We start from the raw sequence: 23,081 nt of genomic DNA on the forward strand, positions 1-23,081 counted from the left end.
GTTAACTTTGCACGTCGAGACGTGGGTCAGAAGGAGCAAATATGACGACGCCGCCGCAGGGACCATGGGGTCCTGGGCAGCCGGGGGGCCAGCCAGGCGGGCAGCAAGGGGGACAGGGCGGCCAGCCGCCGCAGCAGCCGCAGCCAGGCGGTGGCTGGGGACAGCAACCGCCGCAGCAGGGTGGTGGCGGTTGGGGTCAGCGCCCGCAGCAGCCGCAGGGCCAACCACCGCAGGGTCAGCCCCCGCAGGGTCAACCTCCGCAGGGTCAGCCGCCGCAGCAAGGCGGCGGTTGGGGTCAGCAGCCCGGTCAGGGTCAGCAGCCTCAGGGTCAGCCCGCCCCGGGTGGCGGTTGGGGTCAGCAAGCTCCTCAGCAGTATCAGCAGCAGTCCTGGGGGCAGCGGTCCACGCAGCAAGCTCCGCCGCAGCAGCAGGGCTGGCACCAGCAGCAGGGCGGACAGCCCGGCCAGCAGTGGGGCCCGGGTCCAGGTGGTCCTGGCGGCCCGAAGAAGGGGCCGGGTGGCATCAGCAGGGAGAAGATGCCGCTGGTGATCGGTGGCGGTGTCGTCGGCATCGTGCTGATCGGCCTGCTGGTCTTCCTGGGCATCCACGCGTTCGGCGGCAAGAACGAGCCGGACTCCGGCCCGACCAACAACCAGCCGACCGGCGGCAACCCGTCCGAGGGCGGCGGTGAGAACGGTCAGCTCGGCGATGCGACCGGTCAGGCCAAGACCGCGACCGAGAAGCTGCAGAGCAACGGCTTCGGGTGCAGCGACCTGTTCAACACCGGTCAGGGCGCGCACCGGGGCTGCTTCAAGTACAACGGTGCCGCGAAGGCCGAGGCGGTGTTCCAGTTCCAGCCGGACGGGACCATCCTTGGTGTCCGGATCGAGTCGGAGAACAACGACAACGTCAACAACGCCAAGGTCGTGTTCGACCAGGCGCTGCAGGCGATCGGCAACGACGCGTTCGGCGGCGACCAGGTCAAGAAGATCCAGGACGCGGTGAGCTCGGGCCAGAAGTCGCAGAAGGTGGGCAGCACCTGGGGCGAGTTCCAGCTGGACAACGAGGGCGACGACCTGCGGCTGGTCGGCGGCAAGTCCGGAGCGGACTCGCTCGACATCCCGGCGAAGACCTTCGACACCACCGAGGCACAGCTGGTCGCGGCGCTGAAGACGAAGAAGTACGTGTGCACGACCTCGTGCACCAAGCAGGTCGGCAAGTTCGGCTCGCAGCGGGTGTACATCTACGGCTCGAACGGTCAGGGCCTCAAGACCGTCGAGATGAGCGCCTCGGGTGACCCGAAGGACGTGAAGGTCGCGCTGCCGGCGACCGTGAACGACGCGTTCGGCACCTTGAAGGGTGGCGATGCCGCGGCGCTGAAGTCGTACATCCAGGCGCACATGGACGGGAAGTCGTACGCTAACTACGTGTCCGGCTGGCGGGTGGAGATCAGCACCAGCAACTCCGACGACTACGCGTCGACGCGGATCAACATCTCGTACGAGTCGTTCTACTTCTGATTCCGTGGTTGGGAGGCTGGATGAAGTTCCCTCGGGAGAAGCGTGAGGAGCGGGCGGTGGCGGCACCGCCCCCCGAGGCCGTCCAGCGGGTCGACGGGGGTGGGGCCTGGGGTCCCACCCAGTTCGACCTCCCCGATCGCCAGGGCAGCAACAAGCAGGCCATCCTGATCGTCGCCCTGATCGGCGGAATCGTCCTGCTGATCCTGGCCGGCCTCTGGACCCTCGCCTACTTCCAGTTCACCTGACCCAACCGCAGGCCCACCAGCCGGGGGTTCAGGCTGAGGCGCGGATGGTGACGGCCAGGGAGGCCAGGTAGGAGAGGCGAGCTACCTCGGAGCCCAGGAACTCGGGGCCGCCGCGGCGGCCGATGACGAGGACCCGGCGGTCGGACTCCAGCGGAGCGGCGACCAGGACGGACTCGGAGAGGCCCTTGTGCTCCGGGGCTTCCAGCGTTGTCGCCTTCTCCATCGGCAGCCAGCCGCTCGCCACGTCACCGAACTCCGGCGTTGCGCTCGTCTCCAGCGCGACCTTCACCTCGCTGCCGGTGCCGTCCAGCAGGGCGGCCCAGTCGGCGTGCAGTACGGCGGGCGACTGCTCGACGAGGATGTCGATCGCGTCCGCGGGCGCGGACGTCATCTGCTCGACGGCCTCGAGGTCCATGTGCAGGCCACCGCCGGCGCCGTACCGCGAGAACCAGATCACCTCGACGCCTTCGACGCCGTTGCAGGCGGACACCAGGCGGTCGGGGAGGACCCCGGACGGCAGGTCGACCACGATGTCGTCGACGGCGGTGCCGTTCTCCCGACGGTGCTCGACGATCTCGATCGCGTGGATGTCGGCGTTCACCTCACCGAGGGCCGTCGACACCGTGCCCAGCGAACCTGGGCGGTCCGGGATGATCAAGCGCAGCAGGAACACCGAACGATCATCTCCCAGCCAAGCACCATGCGCGTAACGCCCTGTCGCCGCCCATGTTACAGAGCGGCACCCGGGGACACGCGCGCCCATCTCATCCGGGGGTTGTCCACAGGTCGGGGGATAACGAAACGCGCTCGTCACGGCCGCCCACTAGGATGGCTCGGGTCCGGGAGAATACGCCCGGTTGTCCTGCGAAACCATTGGATCGGTTCATGCCATCGATTACCCGCGAAGAGGTCGCCCATCTGGCGCGACTGGCGCGGATCGAGCTCTCCGACGACGAGCTCGACCACCTCGCCCCCCAGCTCGACCAGATCATCACCCTGGTCGGGCAGGTCAGCCAGGTGGCGGCGGACGACATCCCGCCGACCTCGCACGCCCTGCCGCTGACCAACGTGATGCGCCCGGACGAGAACGTCCCGTGCCTCACGCCCGAGCAGGCGCTCTCCGGTGCGCCGGCCGCGGAGGAGCAGCGCTTCCGGGTGCCGCGGATCCTGGAGGAGGACTGACATGACCGATCTCACCAGGAAGACCGCGGCAGAGCTCGCGGAGCTGATGACGTCCGGGCAGGCCAGCTCGGTGGAGGTCACCCAGGCCCACCTCGACCGGATCGCGGTCGTGGACGGTGACGTGCGCGCGTTCCTGCACGTCGACACCGACGGTGCGCTCGCGCAGGCGAAGGCGGTCGACGACAAGCGGGCGGCGGGCGAGCAGCTCGCGCCGCTGGCCGGCGTACCGCTGGCGCTGAAGGATGTGCTGACCCAGGAGGGCGTGCCGACGACGGCCGGTTCGAAGATCCTCGAGGGCTGGAAGCCGCCGTACGACTCGACGATGGTCAAGCGGCTGAAGGCGGCCGGCATCGTCATCCTCGGCAAGACCAACATGGACGAGTTCGCGATGGGCTCCTCCACGGAGAACTCGGCGTACGGCACCACCCACAATCCGTGGGACCTGACCCGGATCCCGGGCGGCTCCGGCGGCGGTTCGTCCGCGGCCATCGCGGCGTACGAGGCGCCGCTCGCGATCGGCACCGACACCGGTGGCTCGATCCGGCAGCCGGGTGCGTTCACCGGGACGGTCGGCGTCAAGCCGACCTACGGCGGGACCTCGCGGTACGGGCTGATCGCGCTGGCGTCCTCGCTGGACACGCCCGGCCCGTGCGCGCGGACGACGCTCGACGCGGCGCTGCTGCACGAGGCGATCGCCGGGTACGACCCGATGGACTCGACGTCGATCAACCAGCCGGTGCCGCCGGTGGTGGAGGCGGCCCGCAACGGTGACGTTGCCGGGCTGCGGATCGGTGTGGTCAAGGAGCTCGGCGGCGAGGGGTACCAGCCCGGTGTCGAGGCCCGCTTCCACGAGGCGGTCGAGCTGCTCACGAAGCTCGGCGCCGAAGTGGTCGAGGTCTCCTGCCCGCACTTCCAGTACGCGCTGCCGGCGTACTACCTGATCCTGCCGAGCGAAGCCTCGTCCAACCTGGCCAAGTTCGACGCGATGCGGTACGGGCTGCGCGTCGGTGACAACGGCGAGAACAGCGCCGAGAAGGTGACGAGCCTGACCCGCGAGGCCGGCTTCGGCGCCGAGGTCAAGCGACGCATCATCCTCGGCACGCACGCGCTCTCGAGCGGGTACTACGACGCTTATTACGGCCAGGCGCAGAAGGTGCGGACGCTGATCGCCCGTGACTTCGCGCAGGCGTACGAGCAGGTCGACGTACTGGTCTCCCCGGCCACGCCGACGACCGCGTTCGCGATCGGTGACCGGGTCAACGATCCGATCGCCATGTACAAGAACGACCTCTGCACCATCCCGTCCAACCTGGCCGGCAACGCGGCCGCGTCGTTCCCGTGCGGCCTCGCCGACGAGGACGGGATGCCGGTCGGGTTCCACGTGATGGCGCCGGTGCTGCGCGACGACCTGTGCTACCAGGTCGGCGCCGCGTTGGAGTCCGCGCTGGCCGAGCAGTGGGGCGGTGTCCTGATGACCAAGGCTCCGGAGCTGGAGGTGACCCGATGACTGTTGCTGAGGTTCTCGAGATCGACGACGCGCTGGCGCAGTACGACCCGGTGATGGGCCTCGAGGTCCACGTCGAGCTGAACACGAAGTCGAAGATGTTCTGCGGCTGCCCGACCGAGTTCGGCGCGCCGCCGAACACGCAGACCTGCCCGGTCTGCCTCGGGCTGCCGGGTGCGCTGCCGGTGGTGAACGCGAAGGCGGTCGAGGCCGCGATCAAGATCGGTCTCGCGCTGAACTGCGAGATCGCCGAGTGGTGCCGGTTCGCGCGGAAGAACTACTTCTACCCGGACATGCCGAAGAACTTCCAGACCTCGCAGTACGACGAGCCGATCGCGTTCAACGGCTGGACCGAGGTCGTCGTCGACGGCGAGACGTACCGGATCGACATCGAGCGCGCGCACATGGAGGAGGACACCGGCAAGTCGACCCACATCGGCGGCGCGACCGGCCGGATCCACGGCGCCTCGCACTCGCTGGTCGACTACAACCGGGCCGGCATCCCGCTGATCGAGATCGTCACCAAGACGATCGAGGTACCGCCGGCGAAGGCGGCCGCGGTCGCTCGTGCGTATGTGAGCATGCTGCGCGACCTGCTGCTGTCGCTGGGCGTCTCGGACGTCCGGATGGACCAGGGTTCGTTGCGCTGCGACGCGAACGTCTCGCTAAAGCCGCACGGATCGTCGGTGCTCGGCACGCGGACCGAGACCAAGAACGTGAACTCGTTCCGCTCGGTCGAGCGCGCGATCACCTACGAGATCACCCGGCAGGCGGCGGTGCTGGCGTCCGGCGGGAAGATCCTGCAGGAGACGCGGCACTGGCACGAGGACACCGGGATCACCACGTCCGGGCGGGAGAAGTCCGACGCGGACGACTACCGGTACTTCCCGGAGCCCGACCTGGTCCCGGTCGCGCCGTCGCGGGAGTGGGTCGAGGAGATCCGGGCATCGTTGCCTGAGGCACCCTTTTTGCGACGCGTGCGGTTGCAGCAGGAGTGGGGCTTCACCGACCTGGAGATGCGCGACGTCATCAACGGCAACGCGCTCGAGCCGATCGTCGCGACCATCGAGCTCGGAGTTCCGGCTGCTGCGGCGAAGAAGTGGTGGCTCGGTGAGCTCGCCCGTTCGGCGAACGAGCAGGGTGTCGACCTCGACGCACTGCCGGTCGGTCCGGCGCAGGTGGCCGAGGTGCAGAAGCTCGTCGACGACGGCACGCTGAACGACAAGCTGGCCCGCCAGGTCTTCGAGGGCCTGCTCGCCGGCGAGGGCACCCCCGCCGAGGTGATCGAGAAGCGCGGCCTGGCGCTGGTCTCCGACGACGGCCCGCTCCTGGAGGCCATCGACCGCGCGATCGCGGCCAACCCGGACGTCGTCGAAAAGGTCAACTCCGGCAAGCCCGCCGCCGCCGGCGCCCTGATCGGCGCCGTCATGAAGGACATGCGCGGCCAAGCCGACGCCGCCAAGGTCCGAGAACTCCTCAACGCCAAACTAGGCATCTAGCCGCACGGGTGGTGGGGCCTACCAGCCCCACCACCCGCACGTCAGCGACTCCTTGGGGGGTCGATTGGCTGGCGGCTGGTGTGGAAGCGGGCTCGTAGTCGGGGAACGTCCACCTCCGGCAGGCGTGTTTCCAGTACGTCGTAGGTTTCCTCGATCAGTTGGCGCAGGGCTTCGGCGGCTTCGGGTGGGGGAGAGGTGAAGACCGTGCGGAGTCGCGCCGCCAAGTTGGGTGGCGCGTGGATGAGCTCGGTCTCCATCGCGTCCAGGCGTTTGAAGGCCAAGGGATGCCCGCAGTAGCGGCCGTTCACTGCGTGCAGGACGGAGAGCAGTTGGCTCGTCATGCGCAAGAACTCTCGCGCCAGCAGCACCGGATTGTCCCGCTCGGCCAGCAGCTGCCAGCGCCAGAACTTGTCGATCGCTCCGTCCCGCTCGACGATCGCGACCGCCAGCTCGCGCGGGTACGTCGCCGCGCGCTGCTGCCATCCCGCGATCAGGTCCGGCCGCCGCCCGCCGAGCTCCCGTCCGTCAACGAGCCCTTTGAGCAGGCCCAGGCCACTTGGATCGGGGACACCCGCGCCGAGCACGCGGTCGAGAGTCTCCTCGACCGCGCTCGACAACGCGTGCTCGACATCTACGGCCAGCCCGTCGAGCGACAGGTAGTCGTACCACGGTGACCCGGAGTCCTCCGGCGTCCCCGGGCGAACGCTCGGAGCCGGCGCCAGCCGTTCGGTCATGGTCGGACGCCGGGACCAGAACACTCCGACCTCGACGTCCGACCACCGGTCCGCGTCACCACGAGCCGTCGATCCACCGAGCATGACCGCGTCGACTCCGTCGGTTCCGGCGTACGCCGCCAGCACCGGCGCCACCGCCGTACGCCGCCACTCGGCGTGAACCATGCGAGTCAGGCGGCGCGCTTGTGGTGTTGGGGTGCGTCGGCGATGACTTCTCGCTCGACTCGGCCGTCGTCGATGTCGGAGGCGTTGGCGAGGAGGGTTTGGGCTACGGCTAGTTCGTCGGACGGGCAGCGGACCTCGTAGCGGGTGGGGAGGACCTCCGTCGTGACGGCCTCAGGACGGTTGCTGGCGAGTCCGCGGAACAAGCCCCACAGGCCGCCGAGGAGTACGCCGTACACGAAGCCCCAGAGCACGACTGCGAGCCCGGTCAGGGTGGTTTCGGCGACGAGGGTGATGAAGACGGCGGTGAGTATGCCGACGGCCGCGCCCTGGACCGCACTCGCGCCCGTGAGCCGTGCTACCGGCACGAACCGGTGTCTGCTCACCTGGCGGAGACCGGCGCCCACCACCTCCAGGCTCGCCGCGTCCATCCCGTAACTTCGCAGGTAGCCGACTGTCCGCTGAGCATCGTCAAAGCTGCTCGCCGACGCGATCACACTGCTGGGAACGACGGGCCCCTGGCCGGTACGCATACCGATCTCCTCCTCAGGTCGTGGTCTCTCAACAAGTACCAGACGACCGAAGGCTTCAAACGGTTGGCAGCTAAGAGATGCTGACGCGAAGGATTCGGTCGTCGCCGGTGCGTGGGTGGCCGCGGCCGTCGGTGTTCGACGTCGTGAGCCAGAGCGAGCCGTCCGGCGCGACCTCGACGGTGCGCAACCGCCCGTACTGGTTGGTGAAGAAGGCCTTCGGCTCGCCAACTCGTTTGCCATTGGCAACCGGTATCGCCCACAGCCGCTGGCCCCGCAGCGACGCCATGAAGATGTACCCCTTGGCAAAGGCGATTCCCGACGGCGACGCGTCCGCGGTGTGCCACTGCGCGATCGGGTCGGTCATCCCGTCCAGGCCCTCGCTGCCTTCGGCGGCCGGCCAGCCGTAGTTCGATCCGGGCTTGATGACGTTCAGCTCGTCCCAGGTGTTCTGCCCGAACTCGGCGGCGTACAGCTGGTCGCCGTCGAAGGCGAGCCCCTGCACGTTCCGGTGGCCCTTGGTGATCCAGACCCGCCCGTCCGGATTCCCGGGCGCCGGCTTCCCGTCGGTCGTGATCCGCAGGATCTTCCCGCCGAGCGACCCGTCGTCCTGCGAGTTCGGACGGTCGGCCCCGTCGCCGGTCCCGGCGTAGAGGAACCCGTCCGGCCCGAACCGCAGCCGCCCGCCGTTGTGAATCGCCGCCGCGGGAATCCCGTCCAGAATCACCTGCTGATCGGACAGCTTCCCGTCCTGGTAGGTGATCCGGGCGATCCGGTTGTCCGAACCACTCGAGTAGTACGCATAGATGTACGGCTTCCCCGGATACCCCGGATCCACCGCCAGCCCCAGCAAGCCACCCTCAGCCGAGGCGTTGACATCCTCGACCCGCCCCACCTCAGTGACCTGCCCGCCGGCAACCCGCTTCACGGCCCCGGAGTCCCGCTCCGCCACCAACGCACTCTTGTCCGGCAAGAACGCCAGCCCCCAAGGCACCGCAATCCCCGTCGCCACCGTCGAAGCCACCGTCAACCGCAAGGTTCCAGCCGCCGTACCAGCGCTCGCCGGCCCCGCGGTCGTCCCACCACCCGCGTCCTCAGAACACCCCGCCACCAACGCCACCGCAGCCACCACTACCGCCGCCGCACCGCGCACGTCGCCTCCCAGCTCGTCTGCTCCCAAGCTAGCGGCCCACCCCAGCCCGTACGGCGGGAACAACGCGCCTCGCAACCAGTTCGAGAGACCGCATCGCGACCTCGTGCGACATCCCCGGCAACCGCATCCAGTGCGCGAACTGCACGAACCGGGTCTCCCGCTGCAGCGCGATCAGCCGCCGCGCCACGTCCTCCGGCGTACCCACGAGGTAGTCAGCCTGCCGCAGCGCGGGCGGCTCGGTGCCGCCGTACGACGCGATCTCGCCTTCCAGGTAGCCGATACCCGGCGCAGCGTCCGCCCAGGCCCGGTCCGCGTCCTCGTCCACGTGCATGACCCCTGTGCAGATCAGCGGCGGCGAGTCCGCCACCACCTCGTCCAGCAACCGCCGCCTGGCCACCAGATCGGCCGGAGTCGCGCAGTAGATGATGATCCCGTCGCCGACCCGAGCCGCGCGCCGCAACCCCGCCGCGGTCACCCCGGCGGCCCATATCGGTCGCTCCCCGCCGGGCCGCGGCGACACCGCCACCCCGTCCACCTTGAGCGAACCACCCCAGGCGTCCCGAATCACCCGTACGCCGTCCTCGAACAGCACCCCGCGCCGCCGCCGCTCCACCCCGAAGGCCGCGAACTCCCGCTCCGAGTACCCCTGCCCGACCCCCAGCACGAACCGCCCACCCGACACGAGGTCGAGCACGGCCGCCTCCTCCGCGACCCGGATCGGTTGGTGCAGCGGCAGCACGAGCACGTTCGTCCCGACCCGGATCCGCGCAGTACGCCCCAGCAGCACACCCGCCATCACCAACGGCGCCGGCAGCATCCCATCCGCCGTCAGATGATGTTCGGACAACCAGGCTCCGGCGAACCCCAACTCATCGGCAAGCACCACCTCCGCCACAACATCGCCCGCGTACCCGTCCCCGCGAACGTCCACCAGCACCCCGAACTCGACCGTCATCCACCCACCGTGCCCCGCACGCGGGGAGCGGTCCAATGCCTATCTGGGTGGGACTTGATGCAGTCCGCGTATGGGTTCTCTTCAGCTGAGCCAGGTCGGCCGGAGTGGGAAGTGGGAGTTGCCGGTGTGGTCGGGTTTGACGGCCAGGACCTGGTGGAGCTGGATGGTGTTGTGTTCGAAGCCGGCTCGGCTGGCGGCCAGGTAGAGGCCCCAGATCTTGGCCGTGGCGTGGCCTACTTCGGCGACCGCCTCGTCCCAGTGGGCGACCAGGTTCTCGTTCCAGGCCGCGAGGGTCAGGGCGTAGTGCTCGCGGAGGTTTTCCTCGTGGCGCACCTCGAAGCCGGCGTCCTGCGCCTCGGCGATGATGCGGCCGGAACCGATCAGTTCGCCGTCGGGGAAGATGTAGCGGTCGATGAAGGGGCCGATGTTGCGGTAGTGGTTGTCCGGCCTGGTGATGCAGTGGTTCAGCAGGCGGCCGCCGGGCTTCAGGCGGTCGAGCAGGAAGCCGAAGTACGACGGGTAGTTGCGGACGCCGATGTGTTCGGTCAGGCCGATCGAGCTGATCACGTCGAAGTCGCGCTCGGGGACGTCGCGGTAGTCGAGGAACCGGACCTCCGCGCGGTCCTCGAGGCCGTCGCGCTTGATCGCCTGCTGCGCCCAGTGGGCCTGCGCGGAGGACAAGGTCACCCCCAGCGCGGTCACGCCGTACTCGCGGGCCGCGTGCCGGACCATGCCGCCCCAGCCGCACCCGACGTCGAGCAGCCGCATCCCGGGCTTCAGGTCCAGCTTGCGCGCGACCAGGTCGTACTTCTCGTACTGCGCCTCTTCCAGCGTCGCATCGGCTGTCGGGAAGACCGCGCAGGTGTAGGTCATCGACGGGCCGAGCACCCACTCGTAGAACGTGTTCGACACGTCGTAGTGGTGGTGGATCGCCGCCTTGTCCCGCGCCTTCGAGTGCCGCAAACCCTCGAAGGTACGTCGCCATTTCGGCAGGTGCTCCTGTGGCGGCGGAGGCGGCGGCTTCAAATGCGACCAGCCCAGCCCGCGGACGATCCGGAGCGCCTCGGCCGCGGTCGGCCGCCGGAAGTGGAAGCTCTCCAGGACCATCCGCATCAGCTCGTACGGGTTGCCGGGGTGGATCCCGGTCACCTCGAGATCACCCATCACGTACGCGCGGACCAGCCCGAGATCGCCCGGCGCGGTGAGGATGTAGGACAGGCCACGCTCGGTGGCCAGGTGCATGTGGATCGGCGAGTCGTCGGGTCCGATCGAGCTGCCGTCGTACGCCGTGAACCGGAACGGGAGCCCGTCCGGGAGCACGGTGCCAAGGGCGTCGGCGATCGAAACCTGCTGCGCGAGCGTCGTCATCTGCGCGTCACCGCCTTCTCGTAGAGCCCGGTCAGCCGGGCGTTCGGGTCGTAGCGTTTCTTCACCTCGGTCAGCGCTGCGACGTTGTAGAGCCGGTCGAAGGTGTCTCGGTCGTAGTAGGCGTCGGAGTACAGCGACTTGTGCCCGCCGAACTCGGCGACGGCGGCCTCGATGCTCCGGTTGACGTCGCCGTCCGCGGCGCCAGGTTTCATCGGGACAGTGCCCCAGAAGCCCACGTTCACGTAGGTCTCGCCGGGCGAGAGTGGATACAAAGGCCAAGATCGCGTGCCGCGGAGCCGCAGCGGGCAGAGCCACACCGGCCGCATCCTGACCTCGGCGTCGAACCAGCGCAGGAACTCCGCCAGCCGGTCGAGCGGGATCTCGACGTCCTGAACCACCCGCTCGCGGTCCGGGTGTCCACGCCGGCGGTTCAGCCGGGCGACGTACCCGTGCCGGTTCTCGAAGCCGACGATCTTGTGGAAGACGTCGCTGCGCCGCCAGCGCCGCGGCCACAACCGCCGGACCAGGGGCTGTTGCGCGCCGAATGCCTTCGAGCACCAGAACCAGTCGGTGTCCCAGCGCCACAGGTAGTCGTGCGCGGTGAGGAAGTCGGTCTGCCGCTGCTGGATCGAGCGGTAGAAGATCTGCCGGCCGGTGTAGTCGCTCGTCCGGACCGCGGCGTCGCTGTTCCGCCCGAGCGTCAGGTAGGACTCCGCGGGACTGAACGCGACCCCGTCGACGAAGTGCACCGGCTCGCCCTGGTACATGCCCGAGGCAACGATCTCGGAGATCGCCGGAGCCAGCTCGTCCAGCCCGAGCCGGATGTGCCGGAGCGCGACGTACGGCGAGATGCGGTCGAGCTCGATCCGCAGCCGGGTCGCGTACCCGAGCGTGCCGTACGAGTTCGGGAACATCCGGAACAGGTCCGCGTGCTCACCCTCGGGGCGGGCCGTGACCACGTCGCCGGCGCCGGTCAGGATGTCGAGCTCGAGCACCGACTCGTGCGGCAGCCCGGCCCGGAACGACGACGACTCGATGCCCAGGCCGGTCACCGCGCCGCCGAGCGTGATCGTCTTCAGCTGTGGCACGACCATCGGCGTCAGCCCGTGCGGGAGGGTCGCCGCGACCAGGTCCTCGTACGTGCACATGCCCTGTACGTCCGCGGTCCGCGCGACCGGGTCGACGCTGATGACGCCGGTCAGCTTGGAGACGTCCAGGCCCGGCCGCTCGACCTCGGTCCGCGGGCGGAACAGGTTCGAGCTGCGCTTCGCCAGCCGGACAGGCTCGCCCGCCGGGATGCGCTGGTACGACGCGCGCAACCGCCCGACGGCCTGATCGTGTGCGATGGTCGCCGCCAGATCCGATGTCGAAGGCACCGATCCAATGTACGACGGGGGCCCGGGACACCGCACGGGATAGTAGGTTCGTCACATGGCTGACGTGAAGGCTTGGCTGCCCTGGAAGGACCCCGACGAATTCCTCGGCGGACTGCCCGACGGGTTCGACGTCGACTGGTACGCCGGGGGCGACCGGCCGGCGTCGCTCGCCGAGGTCGAGTTCTACGTGCCGAGCTACATGGGCGGCTCCGGGGTGATCGAGGTGGTCCGCGAGATGCCGGCGCTGAAGGTCGTGCAGACCCAGACGGCCGGCTACGAGAACGTGCTGCCCTACCTGTCCGACGACATCACCCTGTGCAACGCGCGCGGCGTGCACGACGCATCCACGGCGGAGTTGGCGGTCGGGCTGATCCTCGCGTCGTACCGGCGGTTGCCGCGGGCGGTCCGCAACCAGGAGCGGGAGGTGTGGCCCTCGTCGTACGACGAGATCGACGACTCGCTCGCGGACCGGACCGTGCTGATCCTCGGGTACGGGTCGATCGGGGAGGCGCTGGAGCGGCGGCTGGCCGGGTTCGAGTGCGACGTGATCCGGGTCGCGCGGTCGGCGCGAGAGGGTGTGCACCCGATCGGTGAGCTGCCGGAGCTGCTGCCGCGCGCGGATGTCGTCGTACTGCTGACGCCGGCGACCGACGAGACGCGCGGGATGGTCGACGCGACGTTCCTGGCCCGGATGAAGGACGGCGCGCTGCTGGTCAACGTCGCGCGCGGTGTCATCGTGGACACCGAGGCGCTCCTCAAGGAGCTCGGGACCGGCCGGATCAGCGCGGCGGTCGACGTCACCGACCCCGAACCGTTGCCTGCCGGACATCGGTTGTGGTCTGCTCCGAACATACTGATCAACCCGCACCGCGGCGGCGCCTCGACGGCCTTCGCGCCCCGAGTTGCCCGCCTGGTCAAGGCTCAGCTGGAGCGGTACGCGGCCGGCGAGCCGCTGATCAACGTGGTGGCGGGCCCAGCTCGCTAGGCGCTAGGAGGCGGACGACGATGTCCGAGGCCGTACTGCTGATCGGGACCAAGAAGGGTCTCTGGATCGCCCGGAGCGATGCCGCGCGCCGGGAGTGGCGGAGCCGGCTGGTGCCCGAGTTCGAGATGCAGGGCGTGTACGCCGTCGGCGTGGACACCCGGGGTGAGCGGCCGCGGCTGTTCGTCGGCGGGACGAGCGAGCACTGGGGGCCGGCGGTCTTCCACTCGGACGACCTGGGCGCGACCTGGGCGGAACCGCCGGAGGGGTCGATCGGGTTCCCTGCGGACGCCGACGCGTCGCTGGAGCGGGTCTGGCAGATCCAGCCGGGGCCGGTCGGTCAGCCGGAGGTCGTGTACGCCGGGACGCAGCCGTCGGCGCTGTGGAAATCGACCGACGGGGGAGTGACGTTCGAGCTGGTCCGTGGGTTGTGGGACCACCCGCACCGGGCCGAGTGGGGTGCTGGTTTCGGTGGACAGGCGGTGCACACCGTGCTGCCGCACCCGACCGATCCCGCGCGGGTGAGCGTGGCGATGTCGACGGGCGGGGTGTACCAGACGGCCGACGGTGGCGAGACGTGGTCGCCGAGGAACCAGGGGATCCAGGCGAAGTTCTTCCCCGACCCGTACCCGGAGTTCGGGCAGTGTGTGCACAAGCTGGCCGCGCATCCCGACGTACCCGATCGGCTCTTCGCGCAGAACCACCACGGGGTCTACCGGTCGGACGACGGGGGCGCGGTCTGGAAGTCGATCGCGGACGGGCTGCCGTCGGACTTCGGGTTCCCGATCGTGGTGCATCCGCACGAGCCCGCGACGGTCTACGTCTTCCCGCTGGTCGCCGACGCGAACCGGATCCCGACCGAGGCGAAGTGCCGCGTCTACCGCTCGCGCGACGCCGGGTCGACGTGGGAACCGCTGACGAACGGGCTCCCTGACGAGTCCTACGTCCCGGTACTGCGGGACGCGATGACCGTCGACGCCGCGGACCCGGCCGGCGTGTACGTCGGCACGCGCGACGGCTGCGTCTACGCGTCCGCCGACGCCGGCGACAGCTGGGTCGAGGTCGCCAGGCACCTGCCTGACGTGCTGACCGTCCGCGCAGCGGTGATCTGATTGGTCGCGGTACGCCTCCCCACGGTCCTCCGCCCCTTCGCGGGCGGAGCCGACCGCGTCGAGGCCGCCGGCACGACAGTCGCCGAGGTCTTCGCCGCCCTGGACCCACCCCTCCGCCGCCGCCTCACCGACGAACAGGGCGCAGTACGCCGCCACGTCAACGTCTACCTCGGCGACAACAACATCCGCGACCTCTCGGGCCTCGACACTCCCGTGTCCGAGGGCGACGAACTGATGATCCTCCCGAGTGTCGCCGGCGGCTGACAGGCCTGCAGTTTCAGTGTCTGAAGAGGCGGACGGCGGTGGGGGTCCAGGTGATGCCGTGGTCGGCGCAGGCGGTGGCGATCTCGGGGGAGCGGATGGAGCCGCCGGGTTCGGCGATGTGGGTGACGCCGTACCGGGCGGCTTCTTCGACGTTGTCCGCGAAGGGGAGTGCGCCGTCCGAGACCATCGAGACGTCGGTCAGGGGAACGCCCGCACGTTGGGCCCAGACGGCAGCTTTCTCGCCGGCGAGGCGTGTGCAGTCGACCCGGGACTGCTGGCCGGCGCCGATGCCGATGGTCATCCGGTCCTTGAGCATCACCACGGTGTTGGACTGCGTGTAGCGGGCGACGATCATGCCGAGGAGGACGTCGTCCGGAAGCGTGCGGGGCAACGGCAGTTCGTCGCGCTGCTGGGTCAGCCGGACGCCGTACATCTCGCGCACTTCGTCCGCCGGCGGCTCGAAGTCCGGATCGGCCTCCAGCACGAGGTAGGTCCCGCGCTTCTTCGCTGCCAGCACCTCGACCACGCCAGGCTCGTACCCCGGCGCGATGATCCCGTCCGACACCACTCGCCGCAGTACATCGGCCAGCTCCGCGTCCACCGGCTGCGACACTGCCACGAAGTCGCCGTACGACGACTTCGGATCCGCGTCCCGCGCCCGCCGATAGGCGTCCGTGACACTGTCGCCCAGCGCGGCACCTGCCGGCGACACGTGCTTGTAGGACGCGGCGGCCGGTACGCCGAACGCCTCACCAGCCTCCCGCACCAACTGCCACCCGGTCACGGCATCCAGCAGGTTGATGTACGACGGACTGCCCGCCCGCACGCTGATCGGACCAAGCTCGGCCGACGCGGACTGATGTGGATTACTCCCGTAGCGCAACTCCACGCGACACCTCCAGGGAAGGAAGCGCCCAGGCGGACGACGCCCCAACTGTTGCTCCCCGGTGGTAACCCACCTTCGCCAGTCGCAGTACGCCCTAGCTTAGTGGCGGCCGCGGACGACGATCAGGTGGGCGGCTTCGGTGAAGGGGGGTGCCGTGCCAGTCGGCGTCGACGGTGGCGGTGAAGCCGGCCTGGCCGAGGGCTGTTGTCAGCGCGTCCGCCGAGCGGAAGTACAGGGTGTTGCGGTAGATGCGGTCGGAGCCGTTGGGGAAGACGTTGTGGGCGTCGAAGACGACCCGGCCATCAGGAGCGACCTCGATCAGGTCTAGCCATTCGGTGAGGTGGCCGATCGGAGTGTCGCGTTCGCCGTACGTTGCCTCGCGGGTCCACGACTCCCAGGCTCGGGCGGACGGGTTGCGGGACTCGAACGCAAAGACGCCGCCGGGGCGGAGGGCGGCGGCGATCGCGGTCAGCGCCGTTCCCAGGTCGGCGATGTGCATGAGCGTGTTGCCGGTGCACACCACCAGATCCACGTCGCCGGTGGGTTCGATGGCGTGGTGATCGCCGCAGGTCCAGGTGACAGGGCTCGGCGTACGGCGGGCGTAGTCGAGCATCGTGCGGCTCGGGTCGATGCCGATCACCTCGCGACCCGGGCGCGCGAACGAGCGGGTGAGCAGTCCGGTACCGCAGCCGAGGTCGAGGATCTTGCGGGCGTCGAGCGAGTCCGCGAGGGCGCGGTAGTACGCGTGATCATCGCCGTCGGGGTTGTCGAGGTCGTAGAGCTCGACCAGCTGTTCGTCGCCGTAAGGGTCCACGCTCGCAAGCTTGGAGGTACGGCGCCGTGCGCACCAACCGGTTTAGTGTGGGCTGCATGGTCGATGTGAAGCCACGCAGCCGGACAGTGACCGACGGCCTGGAGGCCACCGCCAGCAGAGGAATGCTGCGCGCGGTCGGCATGGGCGACGACGACTGGGCCAAGCCGCAGGTCGGCGTCGCGTCCAGCTGGAACGAGATCACCCCGTGCAACCTCTCCCTCGACCGGCTCGCGAAGGCGGTCAAGGACGGCGTGCACGCGGCCGGCGGGTACCCGCTCGAGTTCGGGACGATCAGCGTGTCCGACGGGATCTCGATGGGTCACGTCGGCATGCACTACTCGCTGGTCAGCCGCGAGATCATCGCGGACTCGGTCGAGACGGTGATGGAGGCCGAGCGCCTCGACGGCTCGGTGCTGCTGGCCGGTTGCGACAAGTCGCTGCCCGGCATGCTGATGGCTGCCGCGCGGCTCGACCTGGCGAGTGTGTTCCTGTACGCCGGCTCGATCATGCCGGGCAAGCTCGGCGACAAGGACGTCACGATCATCGACGCGTTCGAGGCGGTCGGCGCTTGCCTGCGCGGGCTGATCACGCAGGACGAGGTCGACGCGGTCGAGCGGGCGATCTGTCCGGGCGAGGGCGCGTGCGGCGGCATGTACACCGCGAACACGATGGCGGCGTCCGCCGAAGCGCTCGGGATGTCGCTGCCCGGTTCGGCTGCTCCGCCGGCGGTCGACCGGCGGCGGGACGGCTATGCGCGGAAGTCCGGCGAGGCGGTGGTCAATCTGCTGAAGAACGGCATCACGGCACGGCAGATCCTGACGACGGAGGCTTTCGAGAATGCGATCGCCGTGGTGATGGCCCTGGGAGGTTCTACCAATGCGGTTCTGCATTTGCTCGCCATCGCCAGGGAAGCGGACGTGCCGCTGACGCTGGACGACTTCAACCGGGTGGGCGAGCGAGTGCCGCACCTGGGGGACCTGAAGCCCTTCGGACGCTATGTCATGAATGATGTGGACCGCGTCGGCGGCATCCCCGTGGTGATGCGGGCGCTGCTCGACGCCGGGCTGCTGAACGGCGACTGTCTGACCGTCACCGGCAAGACGATGGCGGAGAACCTGGCCGACATCGCCCCGCCGGACGTCGACGGCACGATCATCCGGGCGCTGGACAAGCCGATCCACCACACCGGCGGCATCACCATCCTGCACGGTTCGCTCGCGCCCGACGGTGCGGTCGTCAAGAGCGCCGGCTTCGACTCCGACGTGTTCGAGGGCACGGCACGCGTCTTCGACGGCGAGCGGGCCGCGATGGACGCCGTACCGGACCTGAACCCCGGCGACGTGGTCGTGATCCGGTACGAAGGGCCGAAGGGCGGCCCCGGGATGCGCGAGATGCTCGCGGTTACCGGCGCGATCAAGGGCGCGGGCCTCGGCAAGGACGTCCTGCTGCTCACCGACGGCCGCTTCTCCGGCGGTACGACGGGACTCTGCGTCGGCCACGTCGCGCCCGAGGCCGTCGACGGCGGGCCGATCGCGTTCGTCCACGACGGCGACCGGATCACCCTCGACGTGCAGCACCGCACCCTCGACCTGCACGTGACCGCCGACGAGCTCGAGCGCCGCAAGCAGGGCTGGACCCCGAAGACACCCGCCATCACGAAAGGCGTTCTCGGCAAGTACACCCGTCTGGTCCGCTCCGCCTCGGAAGGCGCCGTCTGCGTCTGACCCGCACGGCTCAGTACGGTGAGTCATGCCTCGCGTCCATGAACTCGAATCGGCAGCGGTCGCCATCGTCCGCGCCCAGTTCGAGTACCTGGTACGCCGCTACGGCACCGACAACCGCTTCCGCGACGGCTGGGCGAGCCACAACGCGACGCACAACCTCCGCGTCGCCTGGCACGCGGCGCGCGGCGCGGCCCGGCTGGTCGAGACCGGCGCGGCGCCGCCCGACTCAGTGGCCTACGCCCTGATCGCCGGCATCCACCACGACCACGTGCAGGAGGCGGGCGGCGCGTACGACCTCAACCCGCAGAGGGCGCTGCTGAGCCAGCTGGACGAACGACAGGCCACCCTGCAACCAGCAAGGCCGCTCACCTACACCCTGACCCCGGAGCGCGAGCGGCTCAGCGTCGTCGCGGCCCACCAGGCGATGCGCGAGTACGAGCAGCAGCACGGCTACCAGCCGATGGAGCTGTTCACCCAGGACGGCTACGGCACCGTGGACGAGCTGATCATGGCCACACAGGTCGTCGCCATCGACAAAGAGACCGGCATCATCACCGGTGCCACCGCCGAACGGCCGGTCGCCGCGGCCGTCAGCGACGCGGACAAGTCCGACCTGAGCCTGCAGGGCGGTCTCCACCGCGGCCTGAATCTGTTGACCGAGCGCAACCGTGAGTCCCTCGCCGTACCGGCGTTCAGCGACGGCTCCGACCTCGACGTACGGCGTGACGTGTCTATGCCGTTCCTGGAGTCGCAGATCGACATCCACGGCAGGCACCGGTACACCCTGCCGCAGAGCGACGAGCTGTTCCCGCAACGCGCGTTCAACCTCGACCAGCTGCACCTGCTGCTACGAGAGCTGACCGCGCACCGGATGAGCTGGCGGGACCTGACCGCACACACCAGACACCTCGCAGCGACCGAGCCGATCCCGCAGCGTGCGTCAGCCGTCGTCAGGGATCCGCAGGACCTGATCGGCGACCTGCGCGCCGGGCTGCGTGGCGAGGCGCCCGCCGTACTGCCCACCCGGCCGGTGCCGGCCGAGCTGCAGACGGATCGCGACCGCCAGGGCATCCCGTACGAGGCAGCGGTGTTCCTGGCGGCGAACGAGACCGCCGTACTGCCCAAGCCGAAGTCCGGAGGCATTGGCCGCATCTAAAGACGAGCGTCTCAGGAAATGAGACGCGGAGGCGTCCGGCTTGACCCGGTCGCGGTCTGTCGGCGAATAATGCCTACATGCGATCGATTCTCCTCGTACTTGTGCGGCGCGCCGACTGACGCGACCACCGAGTCGAGCGCGCCCCTTCAGCCAACCCGGCCGAAGGGGTTTTTTGTTGCCAGTGCGACTATCCGCGACCCGGGAGCGCACGGGAAACAGCCACGAGCGAGGATGGATCGGTCGCGACAAAGCACTGAGCACAGCCAAACAGCGTGACAGGACAGGAAGGCACTCTCATGAGTGAGCAGCTGACCGGGGCACAGGCTCTGATCCGCGCACTGGAACATGCCGGAGTGGACACGGTCTTCGGCATCCCGGGCGGCGCGATCCTCCCGGCGTACGACCCGATGCTCGACTCGACCCAGATCCGCCACATCCTGGTACGTCACGAGCAGGGCGCCGGCCACGCCGCCCAGGGGTACGCCGCCGCGACCGGCAAGACCGGGGTGTGCATGGCGACCTCGGGTCCGGGGGCGACCAACCTGGTCACCCCGATCGCCGACGCCTACATGGACTCGGTCCCGATCGTCGCGATCACCGGTCAGGTGGCCAGTGCCGCGATCGGGACCGACGCCTTCCAGGAGGCCGACATCCGCGGCATCACGATGCCGATCACCAAGCACAACTTCCTGGTCAACGACCCGAACGACATCGCCACCACGATCGCCGAGGCGTTCCACATCGCCTCCACCGGCCGCCCCGGTCCGGTCCTGGTGGACGTGACCAAGGACGCGATGCAGGCGACGGTCGACTTCCAGTGGCCGACCGAGCTCTCGCTGCCCGGCTACCGGCCGGTGACCCGCCCGCACCCGAAGCAGGTGCGGGAGGCGGCCCGCCTGATCGTCGCGGCCGAGAAGCCGGTCCTGTACGTCGGTGGCGGCGTGATCCGGGCCAAGGCCGAGGAGGAGCTGAAGGAGCTCGCCGAGCTGCTCGGCATCCCGGTCGTCACCACGCTGATGGCCCGCGGCGCGCTGCCCGACACCCACGAGCTGCACTTCGGGATGCCCGGGATGCACGGCTCGGTGTCCGCGGTCGGCGCCCTGCAGCGCTCCGACCTGCTGATCACGCTGGGCGCGCGCTTCGACGACCGGGTGACCGGCAAGCTGGACTCGTTCGCGCCCGAGGCGAAGATCATCCACGCCGACATCGACCCGGCCGAGATCGGGAAGAACCGGGCCGCGGACGTGCCGATCGTGGGCGACTGCAAGGAGGTCATCACCGACCTGATCGCCGCGCTCCGCACCGAGGTCGCGAGCTCCGGCCGCACCCCGTCGTACGACGCCTGGCGCAAACAGCTCGAGTCGGTGCGGGCGAAGTACCCGGTCGGCTTCGACGAGCCCGAGGACGGCACGCTCTCCCCGCAGTACGTGATCCAGCGGATCGGCCAGATCGCCGGCCCGGACACGATCTACACCGCGGGCGTCGGACAGCACCAGATGTGGTCCGCGCACTTCCTCCCGTTCGAGAAGCCGCGGCACTGGCTGAACTCCGGCGGCCTCGGCACCATGGGGTACGCCGTACCGGCCGCGATGGGCGCCAAGGTCGCGCGCCCGGACAAGACCGTGTGGGCGATCGACGGCGACGGCTGCTTCCAGATGACCAACCAGGAGCTGGTCACCTGCGCGCTCGAGGGCATCCCGATCAAGGTTGCCGTGATCAACAACCAGTCGCTGGGCATGGTCCGGCAGTGGCAGACGCTGTTCTACGACAAGCGGTACTCCAACACCGACCTGCACTCGGCCCGGATCCCGGACTTCGCCAAGCTGGCCGAGGCGATGGGCGGCGTCGGGCTGCGCTGCTCGGACAAGGACTCGGTGGACGCGACGATCGAGAAGGCGATGGCGGTCACCGACGCGCCGGTGGTGGTCGACTTCGTCGTGCACCGCGACGCGATGGTCTGGCCGATGGTCGCCGCCGGGGTCAGCAACGACGAGATCCAGATCGCCCGCGACATGGCCCCGGCCTGGGACAGCGAGGAGCTCTAGTGACTGAGCGAAGCGAAGGAACAATCCAACACAGCGTCCGAGCGACATCGTCGCCCGCAGCGAAGCGAGGACGATGATGTCGAAGCACACACTCAGCATCTTGGTGGAGAACAAGCACGGCGTGCTGGCCCGGGTGGCGGCGCTGATCTCGCGGCGCGGGTTCAACATCGACTCGCTCGCGGTCGGCCCGACCGAGCACCCGGAGGTTTCCCGGATGACCATCGCGGTCAGCGTGGACGAGCAGCCTTTGGAGCAGATCACCAAGCAGCTGAACAAGCTGGTGAACGTGATCAAGATCGTCGAGCTCGAGCCGGCCCAGACCGTGCAGCGCGAACTGCTGCTGGTCAAGGTGAAGGCCGACACCCTGACCAGGGGACAGGTGCTGGAGACCGTCCAGCTGTTCCGTGCCAAGGTGGTGGACGTGGCACCGGACGCGATCACGATCGAGGCGACCGGTAATCCCGAGAAACTCGAGGCCATGCTCCGGGTGCTGGAACCCTTCGGCGTCCGCGAGCTGGTGCAGTCCGGCATGGTGGCGATCGGGCGGGGCAGCCGCTCCATCTCCGACCGCACCCTCCGGCCGGTTCCGGTGCCGCCCCCACACGTCGCGTCCGGCCCACCCACCGTCCAGGCGCGACCCGCAGACCGTCACCACCCGGTACCGGCGCCGCCGCCGGGCCGTTCCGCCGTGGCCCCGGCCCGTCAGGGCTGAGCCGACAACAAGCGCCGTACCCCTCCAAAGCACTTCCAGACAGAGGAGATCGCCAGAAGTGGCTGCTGAAATGTTCTACGACGACAACGCCGACCTGTCGGTGATCCAGGGCCGGCACGTGGCCGTCCTTGGTTACGGCTCCCAGGGCCACGCCCACGCGCTCTCGCTGCGCGACTCCGGCGTCGACGTCCGGGTGGGTCTGCCGGAGGGTTCGAAGAGCCGCGCCAAGGCCGAGGCCCAGGGCCTGCGGGTGGTTTCGCCGGCCGAGGCCTGCGAGGAGGCCGACGTCATCGTCGTGCTGGCTCCGGACCCGGCGCAGCGCAAGCTCTACAAGGAGGCGATCGAGCCGAACCTGGTCGACGGCGACGCGCTCGTCTTCGGCCACGGCTTCAACATCCGGTTCGGCTACATCAAGCCGCCGGCCGGTGTGGACGTCTTCATGGTCGCCCCGAAGGGCCCGGGACACCTGGTCCGGCGCGAGTTCTCCGAGGGCCGCGGCGTACCCGTGCTGGTGGCGGTCGAGCAGGACGCGACCGGCAAGGCGTGGGACCTGGCGCTCTCGTACGCCAAGGGCATCGGCGGCCTGCGGGCCGGCGGGATCAAGACCACCTTCACCGAGGAGACCGAGACCGACCTGTTCGGTGAGCAGGCCGTCCTCTGCGGTGGCGTGTCGGCGCTGATCCAGAACGGCTTCGAGGTACTCACCGAGGCCGGCTACCAGCCCGAGGTCGCGTACTTCGAGTGCCTGCACGAGCTCAAGCTGATCGTCGACCTGATCTACGAAGGCGGCATCGCGAAGCAGCGCTGGTCGGTCTCCGACACCGCGGAGTACGGCGACTACGTCTCCGGGCCGCGGATCATCGACGCGTCGGTGAAGGCCCGGATGCAGGAGGTGCTCGCGGACATCAAGGACGGCACCTTCGCGGCCCGGTTCATCGCGGACCAGGACGCCGGCGCGCCGGAGTTCGCCGAGTTCCGCAAGCAGAGCGAGTCGCACCCGATCGAGGCCGTGGGCAAGGAACTGCGCGGCCTGATGGCGTGGGTCAAGTCCCACGACGACGACTATGTCGAGGGCTCGTCCGCCCGCTGACGTTGAGGACACGAGGGGCCCGAGCCACTGGCTCGGGCCCTTTTGTTTGACACAATGGGTGATCGTTG

At 69.3% G+C, this 23,081-nt stretch carries 22 protein-coding genes, 1 pseudogene and 1 riboswitch; of the genes and pseudogenes, 13 read left to right on the forward strand and 10 right to left on the reverse strand.

The features are described 5' to 3' along the window. Positions 1-26: 26 nt before the first annotated feature. Positions 27-440 (reverse strand): hypothetical protein, encoded by a 414-nt coding sequence (locus AB0E69_RS28215; RefSeq protein WP_360152453.1) that lies wholly within the window; start codon positions 438-440, stop codon positions 27-29. Positions 441-536: 96 nt separating this feature from the next. Between AB0E69_RS28215 and AB0E69_RS28220 the strand changes: the two genes are divergently transcribed. Both AB0E69_RS28220 and AB0E69_RS28225 read left to right on the forward strand, forming a co-directional pair. Then, positions 537-1,520, forward strand: coding sequence for a hypothetical protein (locus AB0E69_RS28220; RefSeq protein WP_360152456.1), 984 nt, complete (start codon positions 537-539; stop codon positions 1,518-1,520). Positions 1,521-1,540: 20 nt separating this feature from the next. Next, the gene (locus tag AB0E69_RS28225; RefSeq protein WP_360152459.1) at positions 1,541-1,765 is read left to right on the forward strand and encodes a hypothetical protein; all 225 of its coding nucleotides are present in this window, start codon (positions 1,541-1,543) and stop codon (positions 1,763-1,765) included. A 28-nt stretch (positions 1,766-1,793) separates the two neighbouring features. Here AB0E69_RS28225 and AB0E69_RS28230 read toward each other — a convergent pair whose 3' ends face one another. Beyond that, the gene (locus tag AB0E69_RS28230; protein ID WP_360152462.1) at positions 1,794-2,438 is read right to left on the reverse strand and encodes an ACT domain-containing protein; all 645 of its coding nucleotides are present in this window, start codon (positions 2,436-2,438) and stop codon (positions 1,794-1,796) included. 212 nt (positions 2,439-2,650) lie between these two features. On the opposite strand from AB0E69_RS28230, the gene gatC reads away from it, so the two are divergent. From gatC to gatB, 3 genes are read left to right on the forward strand one after another with little or no spacing between them, the layout of a single operon-like run. Continuing rightward, a complete protein-coding gene (gene gatC / locus AB0E69_RS28235) occupies positions 2,651-2,947 on the forward strand; it encodes an Asp-tRNA(Asn)/Glu-tRNA(Gln) amidotransferase subunit GatC (RefSeq protein ID WP_134011031.1) in 297 nt (98 codons plus the stop codon). A gap of 1 nt (position 2,948) precedes the next feature. Further along, positions 2,949-4,454, forward strand: a complete 1,506-nt coding sequence (gene gatA / locus AB0E69_RS28240) for an Asp-tRNA(Asn)/Glu-tRNA(Gln) amidotransferase subunit GatA (RefSeq protein WP_360152466.1) — start codon at positions 2,949-2,951, stop codon at positions 4,452-4,454. Beyond that, entirely contained in the window at positions 4,451-5,950 is a 1,500-nt protein-coding gene (gene gatB / locus AB0E69_RS28245; RefSeq protein WP_360152469.1) for an Asp-tRNA(Asn)/Glu-tRNA(Gln) amidotransferase subunit GatB, read from the forward strand. Before gatA ends, gatB begins: the two co-directional genes overlap by 4 nt. Before the next feature lie 41 nt (positions 5,951-5,991). Here the strand turns inward: gatB and AB0E69_RS28250 are convergent, their stop codons facing one another. The 6 genes from AB0E69_RS28250 to AB0E69_RS28275 form a co-directional block, all read right to left on the reverse strand. Next, on the reverse strand, positions 5,992-6,849 hold the full coding sequence (locus AB0E69_RS28250) for a nucleotidyltransferase domain-containing protein (RefSeq protein WP_360152472.1): 858 nt from the start codon (positions 6,847-6,849) through the stop codon (positions 5,992-5,994). A gap of 5 nt (positions 6,850-6,854) precedes the next feature. Further along, positions 6,855-7,379 carry a hypothetical protein gene (locus AB0E69_RS28255; RefSeq protein ID WP_360152475.1) on the reverse strand — a complete coding sequence of 175 codons (525 nt, stop codon included), beginning with the start codon at positions 7,377-7,379 and terminating at the stop codon, positions 6,855-6,857. 70 nt (positions 7,380-7,449) lie between these two features. Continuing rightward, positions 7,450-8,529 (reverse strand): PQQ-dependent sugar dehydrogenase, encoded by a 1,080-nt coding sequence (locus AB0E69_RS28260; protein ID WP_360152478.1) that lies wholly within the window; start codon positions 8,527-8,529, stop codon positions 7,450-7,452. Positions 8,530-8,557: 28 nt separating this feature from the next. Beyond that, positions 8,558-9,484, reverse strand: coding sequence for an LLM class flavin-dependent oxidoreductase (locus tag AB0E69_RS28265; RefSeq protein ID WP_360152481.1), 927 nt, complete (start codon positions 9,482-9,484; stop codon positions 8,558-8,560). Between the two features lie 81 nt (positions 9,485-9,565). Then, positions 9,566-10,852, reverse strand: coding sequence for a cyclopropane-fatty-acyl-phospholipid synthase family protein (locus tag AB0E69_RS28270; protein WP_360152484.1), 1,287 nt, complete (start codon positions 10,850-10,852; stop codon positions 9,566-9,568). Next, positions 10,849-12,228: an FAD-binding oxidoreductase gene (locus AB0E69_RS28275; RefSeq protein WP_360152486.1), complete on the reverse strand. Its 1,380-nt coding sequence runs from the start codon at positions 12,226-12,228 to the stop codon at positions 10,849-10,851. The genes AB0E69_RS28270 and AB0E69_RS28275 overlap by 4 nt, the downstream gene beginning before the upstream one ends. Before the next feature lie 55 nt (positions 12,229-12,283). Between AB0E69_RS28275 and AB0E69_RS28280 the strand changes: the two genes are divergently transcribed. Genes AB0E69_RS28280 through AB0E69_RS28290 form a run of 3 tightly spaced genes read left to right on the forward strand, consistent with a single transcriptional unit; the run spans position 12,284 to position 14,586 of the window. Further along, positions 12,284-13,213: a 2-hydroxyacid dehydrogenase gene (locus AB0E69_RS28280; protein WP_360152489.1), complete on the forward strand. Its 930-nt coding sequence runs from the start codon at positions 12,284-12,286 to the stop codon at positions 13,211-13,213. 20 nt (positions 13,214-13,233) lie between these two features. Continuing rightward, positions 13,234-14,322: an exo-alpha-sialidase gene (locus AB0E69_RS28285; RefSeq protein WP_360152492.1), complete on the forward strand. Its 1,089-nt coding sequence runs from the start codon at positions 13,234-13,236 to the stop codon at positions 14,320-14,322. Next, positions 14,323-14,586 (forward strand): MoaD/ThiS family protein, encoded by a 264-nt coding sequence (locus AB0E69_RS28290; RefSeq protein WP_360152495.1) that lies wholly within the window; start codon positions 14,323-14,325, stop codon positions 14,584-14,586. Positions 14,587-14,599: 13 nt separating this feature from the next. Here AB0E69_RS28290 and AB0E69_RS28295 read toward each other — a convergent pair whose 3' ends face one another. Together AB0E69_RS28295 and AB0E69_RS28300 are read right to left on the reverse strand one after the other, a co-directional pair. Then, positions 14,600-15,475 (reverse strand): 5-aminoimidazole-4-carboxamide ribonucleotide transformylase, encoded by an 876-nt coding sequence (locus AB0E69_RS28295; RefSeq protein WP_360152498.1) that lies wholly within the window; start codon positions 15,473-15,475, stop codon positions 14,600-14,602. A gap of 16 nt (positions 15,476-15,491) precedes the next feature. After that, positions 15,492-15,568, reverse strand: a riboswitch (ZMP/ZTP riboswitch). Beyond that, positions 15,567-16,286 (reverse strand): class I SAM-dependent methyltransferase, encoded by a 720-nt coding sequence (locus AB0E69_RS28300; protein ID WP_360152501.1) that lies wholly within the window; start codon positions 16,284-16,286, stop codon positions 15,567-15,569. (Overlaps the previous riboswitch by 2 nt.) Before the next feature lie 56 nt (positions 16,287-16,342). On the opposite strand from AB0E69_RS28300, the gene ilvD reads away from it, so the two are divergent. The 5 genes and pseudogenes from ilvD to ilvC all read left to right on the forward strand — a co-directional run bounded on the left by ilvD (position 16,343) and on the right by ilvC (position 23,013). After that, positions 16,343-18,010 carry a dihydroxy-acid dehydratase gene (gene ilvD, locus AB0E69_RS28305; RefSeq protein ID WP_360152504.1) on the forward strand — a complete coding sequence of 556 codons (1,668 nt, stop codon included), beginning with the start codon at positions 16,343-16,345 and terminating at the stop codon, positions 18,008-18,010. A gap of 25 nt (positions 18,011-18,035) precedes the next feature. Beyond that, positions 18,036-19,166: a hypothetical protein gene (locus tag AB0E69_RS28310; protein WP_360152507.1), complete on the forward strand. Its 1,131-nt coding sequence runs from the start codon at positions 18,036-18,038 to the stop codon at positions 19,164-19,166. A 272-nt stretch (positions 19,167-19,438) separates the two neighbouring features. Then, complete coding sequence (locus AB0E69_RS28315; protein ID WP_360152510.1) at positions 19,439-21,211, forward strand: acetolactate synthase large subunit; 1,773 nt, start codon at positions 19,439-19,441, stop codon at positions 21,209-21,211. 76 nt (positions 21,212-21,287) lie between these two features. After that, positions 21,288-21,791, forward strand: a pseudogene (gene ilvN, locus AB0E69_RS28320) (acetolactate synthase small subunit); the annotation flags it as partial. A 202-nt stretch (positions 21,792-21,993) separates the two neighbouring features. Beyond that, on the forward strand, positions 21,994-23,013 hold the full coding sequence (gene ilvC / locus AB0E69_RS28325) for a ketol-acid reductoisomerase (protein WP_360153104.1): 1,020 nt from the start codon (positions 21,994-21,996) through the stop codon (positions 23,011-23,013). Positions 23,014-23,081 lie beyond the last annotated feature (68 nt).

The organism is Kribbella sp. NPDC026611 (genome assembly GCF_040638345.1).
GTDB lineage: Bacteria > Actinomycetota > Actinomycetes > Propionibacteriales > Kribbellaceae > Kribbella.

Bases quoted from the DNA above. Each gene is read 5' to 3' on its own strand.
- ilvC (WP_360153104.1), top strand. From the start codon at position 21,994: ATGTTCTACGACGACAACGCCGACCTGTCGGTGATCCAGGGCCGGCAC.
- gatB (WP_360152469.1), top strand. From the start codon at position 4,451: ATGACTGTTGCTGAGGTTCTCGAGATCGACGACGCGCTGGCGCAGTAC.
- AB0E69_RS28255 (WP_360152475.1), bottom strand. From the start codon at position 7,379: ATGCGTACCGGCCAGGGGCCCGTCGTTCCCAGCAGTGTGATCGCGTCG.
- AB0E69_RS28285 (WP_360152492.1), top strand. From the start codon at position 13,234: ATGTCCGAGGCCGTACTGCTGATCGGGACCAAGAAGGGTCTCTGGATC.
- AB0E69_RS28250 (WP_360152472.1), bottom strand. From the start codon at position 6,849: ATGGTTCACGCCGAGTGGCGGCGTACGGCGGTGGCGCCGGTGCTGGCG.
- AB0E69_RS28265 (WP_360152481.1), bottom strand. From the start codon at position 9,484: ATGACGGTCGAGTTCGGGGTGCTGGTGGACGTTCGCGGGGACGGGTAC.
- gatC (WP_134011031.1), top strand. From the start codon at position 2,651: ATGCCATCGATTACCCGCGAAGAGGTCGCCCATCTGGCGCGACTGGCG.
- AB0E69_RS28270 (WP_360152484.1), bottom strand. From the start codon at position 10,852: ATGACGACGCTCGCGCAGCAGGTTTCGATCGCCGACGCCCTTGGCACC.
- AB0E69_RS28225 (WP_360152459.1), top strand. From the start codon at position 1,541: ATGAAGTTCCCTCGGGAGAAGCGTGAGGAGCGGGCGGTGGCGGCACCG.
- ilvD (WP_360152504.1), top strand. From the start codon at position 16,343: ATGGTCGATGTGAAGCCACGCAGCCGGACAGTGACCGACGGCCTGGAG.
- AB0E69_RS28310 (WP_360152507.1), top strand. From the start codon at position 18,036: ATGCCTCGCGTCCATGAACTCGAATCGGCAGCGGTCGCCATCGTCCGC.
- AB0E69_RS28280 (WP_360152489.1), top strand. From the start codon at position 12,284: ATGGCTGACGTGAAGGCTTGGCTGCCCTGGAAGGACCCCGACGAATTC.
- AB0E69_RS28220 (WP_360152456.1), top strand. From the start codon at position 537: ATGCCGCTGGTGATCGGTGGCGGTGTCGTCGGCATCGTGCTGATCGGC.
- gatA (WP_360152466.1), top strand. From the start codon at position 2,949: ATGACCGATCTCACCAGGAAGACCGCGGCAGAGCTCGCGGAGCTGATG.